The sequence below is a fragment of the Streptomyces sp. NPDC032745 genome, from assembly GCF_055579465.1.
On sequence record NZ_JBVING010000001.1, the window covers coordinates 881441 to 899635 of the forward strand.

19 protein-coding genes and 1 pseudogene are annotated in these 18195 nt (G+C 71.1%); 19 read left to right on the forward strand and 1 reads right to left on the reverse strand.

Going from position 1 to position 18195, the window contains the following annotated elements; genetic code table 11:
• The first annotated feature begins 35 nt into the window (after nt 1-35).
• The 12 genes from rplS to ACZ5WG_RS03960 all read left to right on the forward strand — a co-directional run bounded on the left by rplS (nt 36) and on the right by ACZ5WG_RS03960 (nt 10078).
• On the forward strand, nt 36-386 hold the full coding sequence (gene rplS, locus ACZ5WG_RS03905) for a 50S ribosomal protein L19 (RefSeq protein WP_008737520.1): 351 nt from the start codon (nt 36-38) through the stop codon (nt 384-386).
• 44 nt (nt 387-430) lie between these two features.
• Complete coding sequence (gene lepB / locus ACZ5WG_RS03910) at nt 431-1192, forward strand: signal peptidase I (RefSeq protein ID WP_468720349.1); 762 nt, start codon at nt 431-433, stop codon at nt 1190-1192.
• Between the two features lie 202 nt (nt 1193-1394).
• Complete coding sequence (lepB, locus tag ACZ5WG_RS03915) at nt 1395-2225, forward strand: signal peptidase I (protein WP_468720351.1); 831 nt, start codon at nt 1395-1397, stop codon at nt 2223-2225.
• Nucleotides 2226-2329: 104 nt separating this feature from the next.
• On the forward strand, nt 2330-3232 hold the full coding sequence (gene lepB, locus ACZ5WG_RS03920) for a signal peptidase I (protein ID WP_468720353.1): 903 nt from the start codon (nt 2330-2332) through the stop codon (nt 3230-3232).
• Nucleotides 3233-3276: 44 nt separating this feature from the next.
• Complete coding sequence (gene lepB / locus ACZ5WG_RS03925) at nt 3277-4071, forward strand: signal peptidase I (protein WP_468720354.1); 795 nt, start codon at nt 3277-3279, stop codon at nt 4069-4071.
• Complete coding sequence (locus ACZ5WG_RS03930) at nt 4061-4567, forward strand: NUDIX hydrolase (RefSeq protein ID WP_468720356.1); 507 nt, start codon at nt 4061-4063, stop codon at nt 4565-4567. The genes lepB (ACZ5WG_RS03925) and ACZ5WG_RS03930 overlap by 11 nt, the downstream gene beginning before the upstream one ends.
• Nucleotides 4568-4622: 55 nt before the next feature.
• Entirely contained in the window at nt 4623-4931 is a 309-nt protein-coding gene (locus tag ACZ5WG_RS03935) for a DUF2469 domain-containing protein (protein WP_006139554.1), read from the forward strand.
• Between the two features lie 109 nt (nt 4932-5040).
• Nucleotides 5041-5412, forward strand: coding sequence for a YraN family protein (locus tag ACZ5WG_RS03940; RefSeq protein WP_053786130.1), 372 nt, complete (start codon nt 5041-5043; stop codon nt 5410-5412).
• Nucleotides 5412-7046, forward strand: a complete 1635-nt coding sequence (locus tag ACZ5WG_RS03945) for a YifB family Mg chelatase-like AAA ATPase (protein ID WP_468720358.1) — start codon at nt 5412-5414, stop codon at nt 7044-7046. Before ACZ5WG_RS03940 ends, ACZ5WG_RS03945 begins: the two co-directional genes overlap by 1 nt.
• Nucleotides 7047-7213: 167 nt before the next feature.
• Nucleotides 7214-8422 carry a DNA-processing protein DprA gene (dprA, locus tag ACZ5WG_RS03950; protein WP_468720530.1) on the forward strand — a complete coding sequence of 403 codons (1209 nt, stop codon included), beginning with the start codon at nt 7214-7216 and terminating at the stop codon, nt 8420-8422.
• Nucleotides 8423-8631: 209 nt separating this feature from the next.
• Nucleotides 8632-9468, forward strand: a complete 837-nt coding sequence (gene whiG, locus ACZ5WG_RS03955) for an RNA polymerase sigma factor WhiG (protein ID WP_266636337.1) — start codon at nt 8632-8634, stop codon at nt 9466-9468.
• A 52-nt stretch (nt 9469-9520) separates the two neighbouring features.
• A complete protein-coding gene (locus tag ACZ5WG_RS03960; protein WP_468720531.1) occupies nt 9521-10078 on the forward strand; it encodes a TetR/AcrR family transcriptional regulator in 558 nt (185 codons plus the stop codon).
• A 169-nt stretch (nt 10079-10247) separates the two neighbouring features.
• Here ACZ5WG_RS03960 and ACZ5WG_RS03965 read toward each other — a convergent pair.
• A pseudogene (locus ACZ5WG_RS03965) lies at nt 10248-10724 on the reverse strand (peptidoglycan DD-metalloendopeptidase family protein); the annotation flags it as partial.
• A gap of 166 nt (nt 10725-10890) precedes the next feature.
• On the opposite strand from ACZ5WG_RS03965, the gene rpsB reads away from it, so the two are divergent.
• From rpsB to ACZ5WG_RS04000, 7 genes are all read left to right on the forward strand, one after another.
• On the forward strand, nt 10891-11784 hold the full coding sequence (gene rpsB, locus ACZ5WG_RS03970) for a 30S ribosomal protein S2 (RefSeq protein ID WP_468299690.1): 894 nt from the start codon (nt 10891-10893) through the stop codon (nt 11782-11784).
• A 135-nt stretch (nt 11785-11919) separates the two neighbouring features.
• A complete protein-coding gene (gene tsf, locus ACZ5WG_RS03975) occupies nt 11920-12756 on the forward strand; it encodes a translation elongation factor Ts (RefSeq protein ID WP_468720360.1) in 837 nt (278 codons plus the stop codon).
• A 162-nt stretch (nt 12757-12918) separates the two neighbouring features.
• Nucleotides 12919-13698: a UMP kinase gene (gene pyrH / locus ACZ5WG_RS03980; protein WP_030162523.1), complete on the forward strand. Its 780-nt coding sequence runs from the start codon at nt 12919-12921 to the stop codon at nt 13696-13698.
• A gap of 85 nt (nt 13699-13783) precedes the next feature.
• Nucleotides 13784-14341 (forward strand): ribosome recycling factor, encoded by a 558-nt coding sequence (frr, locus tag ACZ5WG_RS03985; RefSeq protein WP_030298420.1) that lies wholly within the window; start codon nt 13784-13786, stop codon nt 14339-14341.
• Nucleotides 14341-15414 (forward strand): phosphatidate cytidylyltransferase, encoded by a 1074-nt coding sequence (locus tag ACZ5WG_RS03990; protein WP_468720362.1) that lies wholly within the window; start codon nt 14341-14343, stop codon nt 15412-15414. Before frr ends, ACZ5WG_RS03990 begins: the two co-directional genes overlap by 1 nt.
• A 291-nt stretch (nt 15415-15705) precedes the next feature.
• Nucleotides 15706-16818 (forward strand): dual-specificity RNA methyltransferase RlmN, encoded by a 1113-nt coding sequence (gene rlmN / locus ACZ5WG_RS03995; protein ID WP_363178726.1) that lies wholly within the window; start codon nt 15706-15708, stop codon nt 16816-16818.
• Nucleotides 16819-17071: 253 nt separating this feature from the next.
• On the forward strand, nt 17072-18175 hold the full coding sequence (locus ACZ5WG_RS04000; protein WP_468720363.1) for a thiamine ABC transporter substrate-binding protein: 1104 nt from the start codon (nt 17072-17074) through the stop codon (nt 18173-18175).
• The last annotated feature ends 20 nt before the right edge of the window (nt 18176-18195 follow it).

An 18195-nucleotide genomic window follows, 5' to 3' on the forward strand; every position in this document is an offset into this window, starting at 1 on the left:
CCTGTGGCGTCGTGCGAAGAAAGCAGACGAAGAACATGTCTCACCTGCTCGATGGCGTCAACGCCGCCTCGATCCGCTCCGACGTCCCGGCCTTCCGCCCGGGTGACACGATCAACGTGCACGTCCGCGTCATCGAGGGCAACCGCTCCCGTATCCAGCAGTTCAAGGGCGTTGTCATCCGTCGCCAGGGCTCTGGCGTCTCCGAGACCTTCACCGTTCGCAAGGTCTCCTTCAGCGTCGGCGTGGAGCGCACCTTCCCGGTGAACTCCCCGATCTTCGAGAAGATCGAGCTCGTCACCCGCGGTGACGTGCGTCGCGCCAAGCTGTACTTCCTCCGTGAGCTCCGCGGCAAGGCCGCGAAGATCAAGGAGAAGCGCGACCGCTGATCTCCTCTCCGGGTCCCCGGGGCGGCCGGATAGGCTCGCCACCGATGGACACCGAAGCAGAGCTCACACAGCGCGGCCACTCCTCCCCCGAAACGGGGGAGGGGCGGCCGCGTTTTGCGTTGTGGGGACGCCGTGCGCGTCCCGGGTGGCGCGCGTTCCTGACCTGGCGACGGGCCGGGGTGCTCGGCGTGCTCTGTACGACCTTCCTGCTGCTGATCAGCAATTTCGTCGTGCAGCCGTTCCTGATCCCGAGCCGGTCGATGGAGCCGACGCTCCAGGTCGGGGACCGGGTGCTGGTGAACAAGCTGGCGTACCGTTTCGGCGACGGGCCGGAGCGCGGGGACGTGGTGGTCTTCGACGGCACGGGATCCTTCGTAGCGGAGCGCGCCGGGGGCAACCCGATCGGCGAGGCCTTGCACGGCGCGGCCTCCGCGCTCGGGATCGGCGAGCCGTCCGACACCGACTTCGTGAAGCGGGTGGTGGGAGTGGGCGGGGACGACGTGGTGTGCTGCGACGCCGGCGGGCGGATCAAGGTGAACGGCGTCCTGCTGCAGGAGCCGTACCTGTATCCCGGCGACACGCCGTCGAAGGTTCCCTTCCGGATCGTCGTACCCCTTGGGACCCTGTGGGTCATGGGTGATCATCGTTCCCAGTCCCGGGACTCCCGGGACCACCTGGGGGAGCCGGGCGGGGGGATGGTGCCGGTGGAGAAGGTGATCGGGCGGGCCGACTGGATCGGCTGGCCGGTCTCGCGCTGGGGATCGACTCCCACGGCGACGCCGTCCTCCGGTGGCGGTCATGGGTAGCCGGGGCCGCCCCAGAGACGGCCGGGCCCCCGAACCGGAGCCGGATCCGGAGCCCAGGCGTGCGCCCCAGCCCCCGCGCAAGCCCGAATTCTGGCGTGCGCCCGAGACTCCGGGAGGCCCCGGGCCGCGGCGGGAGCCTGAGCCCCGGCGGGAGCCCGGGCCCCGGCGGGAGCCCGGGCCCGCCGCGGAGCCCGAGCGCCCGGTGCGGGAGCCCGGGTCGCGGCGGGGGACCACGGCGCGACCCGTCGCGGCGGAGGGCGGCGGCCGCGCCGAGCGGCGCCGGCTGGCCCGCCGGGTCCGGCGGCGCAGGCGTACCCGCCGGGTGGGCGAGGTGCCGCTGCTGATCATCGTGGCGCTGTGCATAGCGCTCGTCCTCAAGACCTTCCTCGTGCAGGCCTTCTTCATCCCGTCCGGGTCCATGGAGCAGACGATCCGGATCGGGGACCGGGTGCTGGTCGACAAGCTGACCCCGTGGTTCGGCTCCAAGATCCAGCGCGGCGACGTCGTCGTGTTCAAGGATCCGGGCGGCTGGCTCAAGGGCGAGGCCGCGCGCCAGGCCCCCGACCCGGTCGGCCTCAAACAGATCAAGGAGACGCTGACCTTCATCGGCCTGCTGCCCTCCGCCGACGAACAGGACCTGATCAAGCGGGTCATCGCGGTCGGCGGCGACACCGTCATGTGCTGCGACGCCAAGGGCCGCGTCACCGTCAACGGCGCGCCGCTCGATGAGCCGTACGTGAACCCCGGCAACGCCCCGTCCGAAATCAGGTTCGAAGTGCAGGTGCCCCCGGGGCGGCTCTTCGTCATGGGTGACCACCGGGCGAACTCGGCCGACTCCCGCTACCACCTCGACGAGGCCTTCGACGGCACCATCGACGAGGAGGGCGTCGTGGGGCAGGCCGTCGTCATCGCCTGGCCGTTCGACCACTGGCGCAAGCTCGAACAGCCCGCGACCTTCCGCACGGTGCCCGATCCGGCACCGAGCGGGCGACGCGGCCGCCGTGGGCGCCGTCGTCGGCCACCGTTCGCATAGTGTGTCCTCGGTCTCCCGCGCCTTAGGGAACTCCCGCTCGTTAAGGGAGGGGAGGGCCCGTGCCCGATTCGGCGCGGGCGGCGACTTGCGAGTGAGGAGTGGATGTGGGGGATGTGGCGGTAGGCGCGCGATCCGGACGCGACGAAGGCGAGGAGCGGCCGGACGAAGCCGAGCGCGAGGCCGAGGACGGTGGTGCCGAGGCGCGCCCGCACCGCTCGTTCTGGAAGGAGCTCCCGCTCCTCATCGGCATCGCCCTGCTGCTGGCCCTGCTGATCAAGACCTTCCTGGTGCAGGCGTTCTCGATCCCGTCCGACTCGATGCAGAACACGCTGCAGCGCGGCGACCGGGTGCTCGTGGACAAGCTGACCCCGTGGTTCGGCTCCGAGCCCGAGCGCGGCGAGGTCGTGGTGTTCCACGACCCCGCGAGCTGGCTGGCCGGCGAGCCCACCCCGGAGCCCAACTTCGCGCAGCAGATCCTCAGCAAGATCGGCCTGATGCCGGACGCGGCCGAGAAGGACCTGATCAAGCGGACCATCGCCATCGGCGGTGACACGGTCGAGTGCAAGAAGGGGGGACCGGTCGTCGTCAACGGCAAGGCGCTGGACGAGCCGTACATCTACCCCGGCAACACCCCGTGCGACGACGCCCCGTTCGGCCCGCTCACCGTGCCCAAGGGCAAGATCTGGGTGATGGGCGACCACCGGCAGAACTCGCAGGACTCCCGCTACCACATGCAGGACTCCACCCAGGGCTTCGTGCCGGTCGAGAAGGTCGTCGGGCGGGCCGTGGTGGTGGCGTGGCCGATCACCCGCTGGTCGACGCTGCCCATCCCGGACACGTTCGACCAGCCGGGCATCGGGAACCAGACCAAGGCGACCGCGCTGGGTCTCGGGGCCGCCGGTCTGGCGCCGGTCGGGCTCGGCCCGGCCGCGATGGGCCTCGTCGGCGCGGTTCCCGTCGTGATGTGGCGGCGGCGGAGGCTGACCGGCGGGACTACCGGCAGGTAGGGTGCCGCCCAGGTCGTCGATCCCGGAAGTGTGGGGGCGCTGCAATGGGCGGAACGCAGGAAAGCGGTACCGAAGGAATACGCGGTGGCAAGGACGGCCGCGGCGGTCTCGGCAATGTGCTGTCGGGAGTCGCCGTGGCCGTCGGCTTTGTGCTCTTCCTGGGAGCCTTCGTATGGGGGGCGCTCGTCTACCAGCCGTACACGGTGCCGACCGACTCGATGATGCCGACGGTGAACCCCGGCGACCGGGTGCTCGCACAGCGGATCGACGGCGGTGAGGTGCGGCGCGGCGACGTGGTCGTGTTCACTGATTCCATGTGGAGTGACTCGCCTATGGTCAAGCGGGTCGTCGGCATCGGCGGCGACACCGTGAAGTGCTGCGGCGAGGGCGGCCGGCTCACCGTGAACGGCAAGGAACTCGACGAGCCCTACATCGAGCACACCAAGCCCGAGGCGGCCGCGGCGGGCACGGGTCTGGGCGTGGCCTCCGACACGCCGTTCGAGGTGACGGTGCCCGAGGGCAACCTCTTCCTGCTGGGCGACCGGCGGTCCGCCTCGCTCGATTCCCGCGCCCACCTCCAGGAGGCCGGCCAGGGCACCGTGGCCCGCTCGGCGGTGCACGCCCGGGTCGATGCCCTCGCCTGGCCGTCGATGGCGATGCTCGAGCGGCCCGGCACCTACGCCTCCCTGCCCGGCGGGACCTCGCAGCCGGGGCCGCTGCGCCTCCAGCTGGCCGCGGTGCTGGCCGGAGCCGCCCTGGTGGTGCTGGGGGCCGCGTACGGGCCCGTCGTACGGGTCCTGGGGCGCGGCAGGCGGCGGGAGCCGGCCGGTGCCCGCTGACGCGGCCGCCGGGCACGGTCCGCGCAAGGTGTCACGGGTGATCCTGCTGGACCCCGCGGACCGGATCCTGCTGCTGCACGGCTTCGAGCCGGAAGACCCCTCCGACAACTGGTGGTTCACCCCGGGCGGCGGGCTCGAGGGCGGCGAGACCCGGGAGCAGGCCGCGCTGCGGGAGCTCGCCGAGGAGACCGGGATCACCGAGGTGGAACTGGGTCCGGTGCTGTGGCACCGGTACTGCTCGTTCCCGTTCGACGGGCGGCGCTGGGAGCAGGACGAGTGGTACTACCTGGCCCGGACCGTCCGGACGCGGACCGAGATGGGCGGGCTCACCGAGCTGGAGCGGCGCAGCGTCACCGGTGCCAGGTGGTGGACCTCCGAGGAACTTCTCGCGGCCCATGAGACGGTGTACCCGACCAGACTCGCCGAGCTGCTCCGTACGCTGCTCGACGACGGTCCTCCGGGTGCGCCGGTGGTCCTGGCCCCCGAAATCGTTTAGGGGCGCGGGGGCCTGGCGCACAATAGGGGGACGCACGGCTGAAGGGGAACATGCCATGAGCGCCGAGGACCTCGAGAAGTACGAGACCGAGATGGAGCTGAAGCTCTATCGCGAGTACCGCGACGTCGTCGGGCTGTTCAAGTACGTGATCGAGACAGAACGTCGGTTCTACCTCACGAACGACTACGAGATGCAGGTGCACTCGGTCCAGGGGGAGGTGTTCTTCGAGGTCACGATGGCCGACGCCTGGGTGTGGGACATGTACCGGCCTGCGCGTTTCGTCAAGCAGGTCCGGGTGCTGACCTTCAAGGACGTGAACATCGAGGAGCTCAACAAGAGCGACCTCGAACTGCCCGGCAGCTGATTTCCCTCACCCGGGAGGGTGACGGGGTTGTCCACAACGGCCGGGTTGTCCACCAAGATCCACAAGGTGGGCGGGGGCGCGGGATCGTCGGTGCCGGAGGTGGTGCCGGATGAACGCGAAGGGCGTGGCACAGCAGGCATTGGGGCGGTACGGCGAGGAGCTCGCGGCGCGGCGGCTGGCCGAGGCCGGGATGACCGTGATCGCGCGGAACTGGCGGTGCCGCAGCGGGGAGATCGACATCGTCGCGCGGGACGGGGACGCCCTCGTCGTGTGCGAGGTCAAGACCCGCCGGGCGGGGGAGTTCGAACATCCCATGGCCGCCGTCCGCCCCGGCAAGGCCGAGCGATTGCGCCGGCTCGCGGGTCGATGGCTCGCCGACCACGGCGGACCACCCCCGGGTGGGGTGCGCATCGATCTCGTGGGCGTCCTGCTGCCGCGGCGCGGTGCGCCCGTGGTGGAGCACGTCCGAGGGGTGGCGTGATGGGGTTCGCACGAGCCTGTTCGGTCGCCCTGGTGGGTGTCGACGGCGTGGTGGTGGAGGTCCAGGCCGACCTGGAGCCCGGGCTCGCCGCCTTCACCCTGGTGGGGCTGCCCGACAAGACCCTGGTCGAGAGCCGGGACCGGGTGCGGGCCGCCGTGGTGAACTCGGGGGCCGCATGGCCGCAGAAGAAACTCACCGTCGGACTCAGCCCGGCCTCCGTACCGAAATCTGGCGCGGGCTTCGATCTGGCTGTCGCGGCCGCGGTGCTCGGCGCCGCCGAGGTGGTCGACCCCGCTGCGATCGCCGACCTGGTGCTCATCGGGGAACTGGGGCTGGACGGCCGGGTGCGGCCGGTGCGGGGCATCCTGCCGGCGGTCCTCGCCGCGGCGGACGCCGGGTACCGGAACGTGGTGGTTCCGCAGCAGTGCGCCGCCGAGGCCATGCTCGTCCCCGACGTCTGCGTGCTCGGTGTCCGCAGCCTGCGCCAGCTGATCGCCGTCCTCACCGACGGGGAGGTCCCCGAGGAAGAAGCACCGGGTCCACAGGGCCGTCCGGACCCGATGCTGGCGGGACTGGTGGTCCCCGGCGCCGGGCTCGGCACCGGGATCTCCCAGCGCCGGCCCGGGGAGGGCGAGGCCCCGGACTTCCCCGACCTCTCCGACGTAGCCGGGCAGCACGGCGCCCGCCGGGCCCTGGAAGTGGCGGCCTCCGGGGGCCACCACCTCTTTCTCAGCGGGCCCCCGGGCGCCGGCAAGACGATGCTGGCCGAGCGGATCCCCTGGATCCTGCCGCCGCTCACCCGGCAGGACTCGCTGGAGGTCACGGCCGTCCACTCGGTCGCGGGGATCCTGCCGCCCGGCGAACCGCTGGTCGCCCGGCCCCCGTACTGCGCGCCCCACCATTCGGCGACCATGCAGTCCCTCGTCGGCGGTGGAGCGGGGGTGCCCCGGCCCGGGGCCGTCTCCCTGGCCCACCGGGGCGTGCTCTTCCTGGACGAGGCCGCCGAGTTCAGCACCAAGGCGCTGGACGCGCTGCGCCAGCCCCTCGAATCGGGGCACGTGGTCATCGCCAGGGCCGCCGGGGTGGTGCGGCTTCCGGCGCGATTCCTGATGGTGCTCGCGGCGAACCCCTGCCCGTGCGGGCGGCACACCCTGCTCGGCGCCGGCTGCGAATGCCCGGCATCCGTGATCCGGCGCTACCAGGCGCGGTTGTCCGGGCCCCTGCTGGACCGGGTGGACCTGCGGGTGGAGGTCGAGCCGGTCACCCGCTCCGACCTGCTGGGACGCGGCGGCCGCGGGGAGGCCACGACGGCCGTCGCCGACCGGGTGCACGAGGCCAGGAACCGCGCCGCGGCCCGGCTCGCCGACACCCCGTGGCGGCTCAACGCCGAGGTGCCGGGGCACGAGCTGCGCACGCGCTGGCAGGCGGCCCCCGGAGCGCTGGCGCAGGCCGAGCGCGACCTGGAGCGCGGGCTGCTCACCGCCCGCGGCCTGGACCGGGTGCTCCGCGTCGCCTGGACCGTGGCCGACCTGCGGGGCCGGGACCGCCCGGAGGCGCTGGACGTGGCCGTGGCCCTGGAACTACGGACCGGTATCGCCCGCGGCGCGGCCCTGGCCGTGGGAGCCGGGTCATGAGCCCCGCCGCCGTGCCCGAGGGGGCCGCCGATTCCGGGCCGGCCGCCGAGCGGAGGCCGGTTGACGGGCCCGGGGCGACGGCCCGGCGCGGCACGGCCGCCGCGTCCGATCCGGCCGCCGCGTCCGATCCGGCAGCCGAGGCTGGGCCGGCCGCTGAGCGGGGGCGGATGGGCCGGGCCGGGTCTGCGGCGCGGCCGGAGGCGGCCGACGGGTCCGATTCGGAGCTGTTGGCGCGGGCTGCGCTGACCCGGGTGCTGGAGCCCGGCGACGAGCACGGTGGGCGGTGGCTGCGCGAACACGGCGCCGTCGGGCTGATACGGCTGCTGACCGGCCCGGCCGCCGGGGCGGCGGCCCTGGCCGGGGTGGGGGAGCAGAGGCTCGCCGGATACCGGAGGCGGGCGGCGCTCGCCGACCCCCGGCGGGATCTGGCGACCGCCGCCCGCGGCGGCGGCCGGTTCATCTGCCCCGGCTCGGCGCAGTGGCCGACCCAGCTGGACGACCTCGGCGACGCCCGGCCCGTCGGGCTCTGGCTGCGGGGCAGACCGGACCTGCGGACCTGGGCGCTGCGCTCCGTCGCCGTGGTCGGGGCCCGGGCCTGCACCCCGTACGGCGCGCACATGGCCCAGACCGTGGCCTCCGGGCTCGCCGAGCGGGGCTGGGTGGTGGTCTCCGGGGCGGCGTACGGGGTCGACGCCGCCGCCCACCGCGGGGCCCTCGCCTCGGGCGGCGCCACGGCCGCGGTGCTCGCCTGCGGGGTGGACACCGCCTACCCCCGCGGCCATGCCGGGCTGCTCGGCCGGATCGCCGACCAGGGGCTGGTGCTGGGCGAGCTGCCGCCCGGCAGCAACCCGACCCCCAGCCGGTTCGTGCTGCGCAACCGGGTCATCGCCGCGCTCACCCGGGGCACCGTAGTGGTCGAGGCGGCCCACCGCAGCGGCTCCCTGGTCACGGCCCGGCGGGCCCAGCAGCTCGGGCGGTTCACCATGGGCATCCCCGGGCCTGCCACCAGCGGGCTCTCGGGCGGAGTGCACGAACTGCTGCGCGGCGAGGCCGTGCTCGTCACCGACGCCGCGGAAGTGGTCGAGCTGGTCGGCGGCATGGGTGAACTGGCTCCCGAGCGGCGCGGTCCGGTGCTCGCCCGGGACCTGCTGGACCGGGAGACCGCCCGTGTGCTCGAAGCACTCCCGGCCGGGCGGCGCGCGCACGCCGACGAAGTGGCCCTCGCCGCGGGCACCGGCACCGATGAAGTCATCGGCAGACTGTACGAACTTCACTCTCTGGGGTTCGTCGAACGGCAGGGCGAGGGCTGGCAGTTGACCACACAATCACCTGAAGGAGGCACACAAACCGGTGGCGCCCGGCGAGGCGGTCGTTGACCTGGGGTGTTCCGGTGAAAGAGTGAAGCCGATGAGAGACGCGGTCTTCCCGGTGGCAGCCGCCGGGACCGAGCGCCAGGCGCCGGTCCCGGGTCTCCCGCGCGAGTCACGACGCCCCGGTGCCCATGCGCGATCCCGTACTCTTCGCGCACCGCGACACTTCCGTCACGCTACGCTCCCAAGGAATCCGGCTCCGGCAAAGGCGAAGCATGCCCCAGCACACCTCAGGGTCTGACCGCGCTGCGGTGCCCCCCGCTGCCCGCGGCAGCGTGCGGACCACCGCGCCCTCGTCCCTCGAGGTGCTGTGGCGCTCGTACAAGGAGAGCGGTGACGAGCGGCTGCGGGAGCAGCTGATCCTGCACTACTCGCCCCTGGTGAAGTACGTGGCAGGCCGGGTCAGCGTGGGCCTGCCGCCCAACGTGGAACAGGCCGACTTCGTCTCCTCCGGGGTCTTCGGGCTGATCGACGCCATCGAGAAGTTCGACATCGACCGGTCCATCAAGTTCGAGACGTACGCGATCACGCGGATCCGGGGCGCGATGATCGACGAGCTGCGGGCGCTGGACTGGATCCCGCGCTCGGTGCGGCAGAAGGCGCGGGCCGTGGAGCGGGCCTACGCCACCCTCGAAGCCCAGCTGCGCCGCACCCCGACCGAGCACGAGGTCGCCGGCGAGATGGGCATCGCGGTGGAGGAACTCCACACCGTCTTCAGCCAGTTGTCGCTCGCCAACGTGGTCGCCCTGGAGGAGCTGCTGCACGTCGGCGGAGAGGGCGGCGACCGCCTCTCGCTGATGGACACCCTGGAGGACACCGCCGCGGACAACCCGGTCGAGGTGGCCGAGGACCGTGAGCTGCGCAGGCTCCTGGCCCGGGCCATCAACACCCTGCCGGAGCGGGAGAAGACCGTGGTGACGCTGTACTACTACGAGGGCCTCACGCTGGCCGAGATCGGCAACGTACTGGGCGTCACGGAGAGCCGGGTCAGCCAGATCCACACCAAGTCGGTGCTCCAACTGCGGGCCAAGCTGGCGGATGTCGGCCGGTGAGCTTGCGGCCCCTCCGTAGAGTGGATGCGTGCCCAGGATTCGAGCGGCCTCCGTGGCCGAGCACCGGTCGATGCAGCGCGGCGCCCTGCTGGACGCTGCGCGCTCCCTGTTGTCCGAAGGCGGGACGGAAGCGCTGACCTTCCCCGCCCTGGCGGAGCGCACCGGCCTCGCCCGGTCCTCCGTGTACGAGTACTTCCGTTCCCGCGCGGCCGTGGTCGAAGAGCTGTGCGCCGTGGACTTCCCCGTATGGGCCGCCGAGATCGAGGCGGCGATGGAGCAGGCGCCGTCTCCGGAGGCGAAGGTCGAGGCCTACGTCCGGAGCCAGCTGGGTCTGGTCGGGGACCGGCGGCACCGGGCGGTGGTGGCGATCTCGGCCAGTGAGCTCGATGCGGGAGCGCGGGAGAAGATCCGTGCCGCGCACGGGGGGCTCGTGGCGATGATCGTGGAGGCGCTCGGAGCCCTGGGGCACGAGCAGCCCCGGCTCGCCGCGATGCTGCTGCAGGGGGTCGTCGATGCCGCTGTGAGGCGCATCGAGCTCGGCGCCGCCGAGGATCCCGGTGTGGTGACGGAGGCGGCCGTGGCCATGGCCCTGCGGGGCGTGCAGGGCTGAGGCCCCCGGGGGCTCGGCCCCCGGACCCTCCCCCAGCTACCGCCGGGGGCGCCCCCGGCGCCTCGGATGACGGCGGGGCCAATGTCCCTCCAGCTCCGGCCGGGCCGGATTCGCCGAGCGGCAGGAGTCTCGGCGTGGGGTGCGGGAGGACGGTCAGGGGGTTCAGGTAGGTGGTGCCTGACAGGAGGCCCCAGTGCAGGCAGGGCTGCCCGCAGTGCGTGCCTTCCGTGAGGACGGCGACCACCTGGCCCGCCGTGACCTCCTCGCCCTCCGCGACCAGCGGACGCACCGGTTCGTACGTGGTGCGCAGGCCGCCCGGGAGCGTGAGGGAGAGGACCCCGCGGCCGGCCACCAGGCCCGCGTAGTGCACCCGGCCCGGCCCGACCGCGCGGAGCTCGGCACCCACCGGGGCGGCGAGATCCACCCCGCGGTGCCCCGCCGCGTACGGGGTCGGGGGCGGGTCCCACCAGCGGGCCACCACCAGCGGGGGCGGCAGAGGCCGGGCCCCCGGTACGAGCGCCTGGGCCATGGTCAGCAGCAGCGTGAGCAGCAGTGTCGTCATGCCGTCCAGGTTGCCGCCGCCTCGCGCAGCGTGACGGCGCCTGTGGACGGACGGCCGGGTGTGGACAACGGCGTCACCTGGCATACCGCCCGGTCCCGTACACTTCTTACGGCGATCCGGGTCACCGGGTCGACTTCGCACGCCCCAGCACCAGCCGCTCAGGCCGGGTGAAAGCGTCTCTCGGTCCCCTCGTCGGGGGCAGGGCGCGGTGGGGCGTCAGGAACCAAACCGAGAAACCAAGGAGATGGCCATGGCCGTCGTTACGATGCGGGAGCTGCTGGAAAGCGGCGTCCACTTCGGTCACCAGACCCGTCGCTGGAACCCGAAGATGAAGCGCTTCATCTTCACCGAGCGCAACGGCATCTACATCATCGACCTGCTCCAGTCGCTGTCGTACATCGACCGCGCCTACGAGTTCGTCAAGGAGACCGTTGCCCACGGCGGCTCCATCATGTTCGTCGGTACCAAGAAGCAGGCCCAGGAGGCCATCGCCGAGCAGGCGACGCGCGTTGGTATGCCGTACGTCAACCAGCGCTGGCTGGGTGGCATGCTCACCAACTTCTCCACCGTCTACAAGCGCCTCCAGCGTCTGAAGGAGCTTGAGGCGATCGACTTCGAGGACGTCGCAGCCTCGGGTCTCACCAAGAAGGAGCTCCTGGTCCTCTCCCGCGAGAAGACCAAGCTGGAGAAGACCCTCGGTGGTATCCGCGAGATGTCGAAGGTTCCCAGCGCCGTCTGGATCGTCGACACCAAGAAGGAGCACATCGCCGTCGGTGAGGCGCGCAAGCTCCACATCCCGGTCGTCGCGATCCTCGACACCAACTGCGACCCCGACGAGGTCGACTACAAGATCCCGGGCAACGACGACGCGATCCGTTCCGTCACCCTGCTCACCCGCGTGATCGCCGACGCCGTCGCCGAGGGCCTCATCGCCCGCTCCGGCGCTGCGACCGGTGACTCGAAGCCGGGCGAGAAGGCCGCCGCCGAGCCGCTCGCCGAGTGGGAGCGCGACCTGCTCGAGGGCGAGAAGAAGGCCGACGACGCCGAGGCCGCTCCGGCCGAGGCCGCTGTCGAGGCCCCGGCCGCCGAGGCCCCCGCCGCCGAGGCTGTCGAGGCCCCGGCCGCCGACGCCGAGCAGGCCTGACCCACTGAGAGCGCCCGGCGTTCACGCGCCGGGCACTCGCAGCACGGACGATGACGGCGGGGGAGCCGCGCCAAAAGCGCGGCGCCTCCGCCGTTCACCCGTAGATCTACGACTTCGAGAGAGAATCACAGACTCATGGCGAACTACACCGCCGCTGACGTCAAGAAGCTCCGCGAGCTCACCGGCGCCGGCATGCTGGACTGCAAGAACGCGCTCGTGGACGCCGACGGTGACGTCGACAAGGCCATGGAAGCGCTTCGCATCAAGGGCCAGAAGGGCGTCGCCAAGCGCGAGGGCCGTTCCGCCGAGAACGGTGCGGTCGTCTCCCTCATCGCCGACGACAACACCTCCGGTGTCATCGTCGAGCTGAAGTGCGAGACCGACTTCGTCGCCAAGGGCGAGAAGTTCCTGGCCGTCGCCAACCAGCTGGCCGCCCACGTGGCCGCCACCTCCCCGGCCGACATCGAGGCGCTGCTCGCGTCCGAGATCGAGCCCGGCAAGACCGTCACCGCTTTCGTCGACGAGGCCAACGCCAACCTCGGCGAGAAGATCGTCCTGGACCGCTTCGCGCAGTTCACCGGCGGTTACGTGGCTTCGTACATGCACCGCACGATGCCCGACCTGCCGTTCCAGATCGGCGTCCTGGTCGAGCTCGACAAGGAGAACGCCGAGGTCGCCCGCGGTGTCGCGCAGCACATCGCCGCGTTCGCCCCGCAGTGGCTGTCCGCCGAGGACGTCCCGGCCGAGAAGGTCGAGTCCGAGCGCCGCATCGCCGAAGAGGTCACCCGCGGGGAGGGCAAGCCCGAGGCTGCCATCGCCAAGATCGTCGAGGGTCGCGTCAACGGCTTCTTCAAGGAGGCCACCCTCCTCGGCCAGCCGTACGCGCTGGACAACAAGAAGTCCGTCCAGAAGGTTCTGGACGAGGCCGGTGTCACCCTGAAGCGCTTCTCGCGCATCAAGGTCGGCATCTGAGTCCGTCCGTACACGACGGACACCGGACCCCGGTAGGGTCTGAAGCAGTCGTCCGCCCGCGCGCGGAACGACCGCAGATCTGACGAGGAGGCCATTGCCGTAGAGGGAACCGCGAGGACCCACCGGCAATGGCCTTCTTCGTATGTGCACGAGGAGATCTCCATGAATCAGGGCGTGGACCCCCACACCGCTTCCGACGACAAGAGCGACCACGACAAGAAGGGCCGCCGCTTCATGCTGAAGCTGTCGGGCGAAGCCTTCTCCGGTGGTGGAGGACTGGGCGTCGACCCCGACGTCGTCCATGCCATCGCGCGCGAAATCGCCGCGGTGGTCCGTGACGGCGCGGAGATCGCCGTCGTGATCGGCGGCGGAAACTTCTTCCGCGGCGCCGAACTGCAGCAGCGGGGCATGGACCGTGCGCGGTCCGACTACATGGGCATGCTCGGCACCGTCATGAACTGCCTCGCCCTCCAGGACTTCCTGGAGAAGGAAGGCATCGACTCCCGTGTGCAGACCGCCATCACCATGGGCCAGGTCGCCGAGCCGTACATCCCGCTGCGCGCCGTACGCCACCTGGAGAAGGGCCGCGTCGTCATCTTCGGCGCCGGCATGGGCATGCCGTACTTCTCCACCGACACCACGGCCGCCCAGCGTGCCCTGGAGATCGACGCCGAGGCCCTGCTCATGGGCAAGAACGGCGTCGACGGGGTCTACGACTCCGACCCGAAGAAGAACCCCGACGCGGTGAAGTTCGACGCGCTGGAGTACAGCGAGGTGCTCTCCCGCGACCTCAAGGTCGCCGATGCCACCGCCATCACGCTGTGCCGCGACAACAAGCTGCCGATCCTGGTCTTCGAGCTGCTCGCCGAGGGCAATATCGCCCGCGCCGTCAAGGGTGAGAAGATCGGCACGCTCGTGAGCGACCAGGGCACCCGGGCCTGAGCGTCCCGACGCCGGGCCCGGCCCCACTGGGCCGAGCCCGCCCCGCCCGCCTGAACCATCCAAATCTGACATGCAGGAGCACGTGGTGATCGAAGAAATCCTCCTCGAGGCCGAGGAGAAGATGGAGAAGGCCGTCGTCGTCGCCAAGGAAGACTTCGCGGCGATCCGCACCGGTCGTGCGCACCCGGCGATGTTCAACAAGATCGTGGCGGACTACTACGGCGCCATCACCCCCATCAACCAGCTCGCGTCCTTCTCGGTGCCCGAGCCGCGCATGGCGATCGTGACCCCGTTCGACAAGAGCGCCCTGCGCAACATCGAGCAGGCCATCCGGGACTCCGACCTGGGCGTCAACCCCAGCAACGACGGCAATATCATCCGGGTGACCTTCCCCGAGCTGACGCAGGACCGCCGCAAGGAGTACATCAAGGTCGCGCGCACCAAGGCCGAGGACTCCAAGGTCTCGATCCGCTCCATCCGCCGCAAGGCGAAGGACGCCCTCGACAAGCTCGTCAAGGACAAGGAGTCCGGCGAGGACGAGGTGCGCCGCGCCGAGAAGGAGCTCGACGACACCACCGCGAAGTACGTGGCGCAGGTCGACGAGCTGCTCAAGCACAAGGAAGCCGAGCTCCTCGAGGTCTGATGAACGACTCTCCCTGGGCCACGGAGCAGGTTCCGGCGGGTCCCGCATACGATGCGCTGGTGGGCCCGCACACTCGGCCCATGCCCATCGTGCCCGATGCCGCCGGCCGTGACTTCGACGACCGGGAAGCACGCGATCGGGGGGCCGCCGCCGACGGCGGCTCCCCGTTCCGCGCCGAGACGCCGCCGCAGGAGCCCATGCCCAGCCCCCCGCCCCCGCCCTCGCAGGCACCGCAGGACGCCTCACCACCGCAGAAGAAGCGGGCGGGGCGAGACCTGCGTGCCGCCATAGGGGTCGGCGTCGGCCTCGGTGCGGTGATCTTCGCTTCGCTGTTCATCGTGAAGGCGGTCTTCGTCGGCGTCATCGTCGTCGCGGTCGTCGTCGGCCTGTGGGAGCTCACCTCCCGGCTCCAGGAGAAGAAGGGCATCAAGGCGCCGCTCGTCCCGCTCGCGGTCGGTGGCGCCGCCATGGTCATCGCCGGATACGTCCGGGGGGCCGAGGGCGCCTGGGTGGCCATGGCCCTGACCGCGCTGGCGGTCCTGGTCTGGCGGATGACCGAACCGCCCGAGGACTACCTCAAGGACGTCACCGCAGGCGTCTTCGCGGCGTTCTACGTGCCCTTCCTGGCCACCTTCGTCGCGATGCTGCTCACCGCCGACGACGGCCCGCAGCGGGTGGTCACCTTCCTGGTCCTGACCGTGGTCAGCGACACAGGGGCCTACGCGGTCGGCTGGCGCTTCGGCAAGCACAAGCTGGCGCCGCGCATCAGCCCCGGCAAGACCCGCGAGGGGCTGTTCGGCGCGGTGGCCTTCGCCATGGCGGCCGGCGCACTGTGCATGGAGTTCCTGATCGACGGAGGCGCCTGGTGGCAGGGCCTGCTGCTCGGTCTCGCGGTCGCGGTCAGTGCCACGCTGGGCGACCTCGGCGAGTCGATGATCAAGCGGGACCTGGGCATCAAGGACATGGGCACGCTGCTGCCGGGCCACGGCGGCATCATGGACCGGCTCGACTCCCTGCTGCCGACCGCACCGGTGGTGTGGCTGCTGCTGGCGGCTTTCGTGGGGACCGGCTGATCCCTGCTGCCCGGCCACGGTGCCCTGCGGCGGAGCCGCATATCGGATACAGCATGGACCGGCTCGACTCCCTGCTGCCGACCGCGCCGGTGGTGTGGCTGCTGCCGGCGGCTTTCGTGGGAACGGGCTGAAACCGGCCTCCGCGGGTTCCGGCCGGCGGGCGGTTCACCAGGGGGACCCCGCTGAGCTGGGGCGACGTACGTCCGAAGGCTTCGGGTGGGTCCGGGCGGTTACTCTTGAAAGGCGCGCTGCTTCTGCGGCGCGCCTTTCGTCTTACGAGGAGTACCTGCCATGGCCCGCCCCGTCCCGGGAGAGCTCACCTTCGTCGCCCCTCGCGGAGCCAAGAAGCCGCCCCGGCATCTCGCCGACCTCACGCCCGAGGAGCGGCGCGAGGCGGTCGCCGCGATCGGTGAGAAGCCCTTCCGGGCCAAGCAGCTCTCGCAGCACTATTTCGCCCGGTACGCGCACGACCCGGCCGAGTGGACCGACATTCCGGCGGGCTCCCGCGAGAAGCTCCAGCAGGAGCTGCTCCCCGAGCTGATGAACGTCATCCGGCACATCTCGTGCGACGACGACACCACCCGCAAGACCCTGTGGAAGCTGCACGACGGCACGCTCGTCGAGTCCGTGCTGATGCGCTACCCCGACCGGGTCACCATGTGCATCTCCTCGCAGGCCGGCTGCGGTATGAACTGCCCGTTCTGCGCCACCGGCCAGGCGGGCCTGGACCGCAACCTGTCCACCGCGGAGATCGTCCACCAGATCGTCGACGGCATGCGCGCGCTGCGCGACGGCGAGGTCCCCGGCGGACCGGCCCGGCTGTCCAACATCGTCTTCATGGGCATGGGCGAGCCGCTGGCGAACTACAAGCGGGTCGTCGGCGCCATCCGCCGCCTCACCGACCCCGAGCCCGACGGCCTGGGCCTGTCGCAGCGCGGCATCACCGTCTCCACCGTCGGCCTGGTCCCGGCGATGCTGCGGTTCGCCGACGAGGGCTTCAAGTGCCGCCTCGCGGTCTCGCTGCACGCGCCGGACGACGAGCTGCGCGACACCCTCGTCCCCGTGAACACCCGCTGGAATGTCCGCGAGGTCCTCGACGCGGCCTGGGAGTACGCCGAGAAGTCCGGCCGCCGGATCTCCATCGAGTACGCGCTGATCCGCGACATCAACGACCAGGCCTGGCGCGGCGACCTCCTCGGCCGGCTGCTCAAGGGCAAGCGCGTCCACGTCAACCTGATCCCGCTGAACCCGACGCCGGGCTCGAAGTGGACCGCCTCGCGTCCCGAGGACGAGAAGGCCTTCGTGGAGGCCATCGCCCGCCACGGCGTACCGGTGACCGTCCGCGACACCCGCGGCCAGGAGATCGACGGCGCGTGCGGCCAGCTGGCCGCCTCGGAGCGCTAGCCTGCGGTTTCCGCGGGCCCGATTCGGCCACGGGGTACCCTGTGGCCGAACCAATTGCATATTCCGACAGGGGAGCGCCACAGCGCTGAGAGTGCGGTAACCGTCATCCGCAGACCCTCTGAACCTCGCCCCGGTCATTCGGGGTAGGAAGTTCGGTCATCACTCAAGCTGTTGCGCCCTGCCCGGCGACCGCTCGCACTGAGCGCCGGGCAGGGCCGCGTCTTCTCCTGGTCATCCCAGGAGGAATTCACCAGTGAGCACCACCAGGAAGTTCGCGGGCGCAGCGCTCGCGGCCGCGCTCGGCGTCGCCACGCTCAGTGCCTGCGGCGGCGGCGACGCCAAGGACGAGTCCGCGGCCGGTTCCGGCGAGACGCCGAAGTCCAAGACGGTCACGCTCGTCTCCCACGACTCCTTCAACGTGACCGACACGGTCCTCAAGGAGTTCGAGCAGCAGAGCGGCTACACCGTCAAGGTCCTGAAGTCCGGGGACGCGGGCGCCGCCCTCAACCAGGAGATCCTCACCAAGGGCTCCCCGCGTGGCGACGTCTTCTTCGGTGTCGACAACACGCTCCTCTCGCGCGCCCTCGACAACGGGATCTTCACGCCGTACGAGGCCAAGGGCCTGGCCGACGTCAAGCCCGAGTACGTGCTCGACAAGGAGCACCGGGTCACCCCGGTCGACTCCGGCGACATCTGCGTCAACTACGACAAGGCGTACTTCGCCGACAAGAAGCTCGCCCCGCCGCAGACGCTGGACGACCTGATCAAGCCCGAGTACAAGAACCTGCTGGTCACCGAGAACGCGGCGACCTCCTCGCCGGGCCTCGGTTTCCTCCTCGCCTCCGTCGGCAAGTACGGCGAGGACGGCTGGAAGGACTACTGGAGCAAGCTCAAGGCGAACGGCGTCGAGGTCGTCGACGGCTGGGAGCAGGCCTACAACGAGCGCTTCTCGGGCTCCGCCGGCGGCAAGAAGGCCAAGGGCGACCGTCCGCTGGTCGTCTCGTACGCCTCCAGCCCGCCGGTCGAGGTCCTCTACGGCGAGCCGCAGCCGGCCGAGGCCCCCACGGGCGTCTCCACCGGCACCTGCTTCCGACAGGTCGAGTTCGCGGGCCTGCTCAAGGGCGCGAAGAACGAGGAGGGCGGCAAGGCACTCCTGGACTTCCTGGTGAGCAAGAAGTTCCAGGAGGACATGCCGCTGCAGATGTTCGTGAATCCGGTGGTCAAGGACGCGAAGCTGCCGGAACTGTTCACGAAGCACGGCGTGGTCATCGAGAAGCCGGAGAACGTGGCTCCGCAGACCATCGCCAAGAACCGTGAGCAGTGGGTCAAGACATGGTCCTCGCTCGTCGTGAAGTAGGACGCGAGAGCACTCCTGCG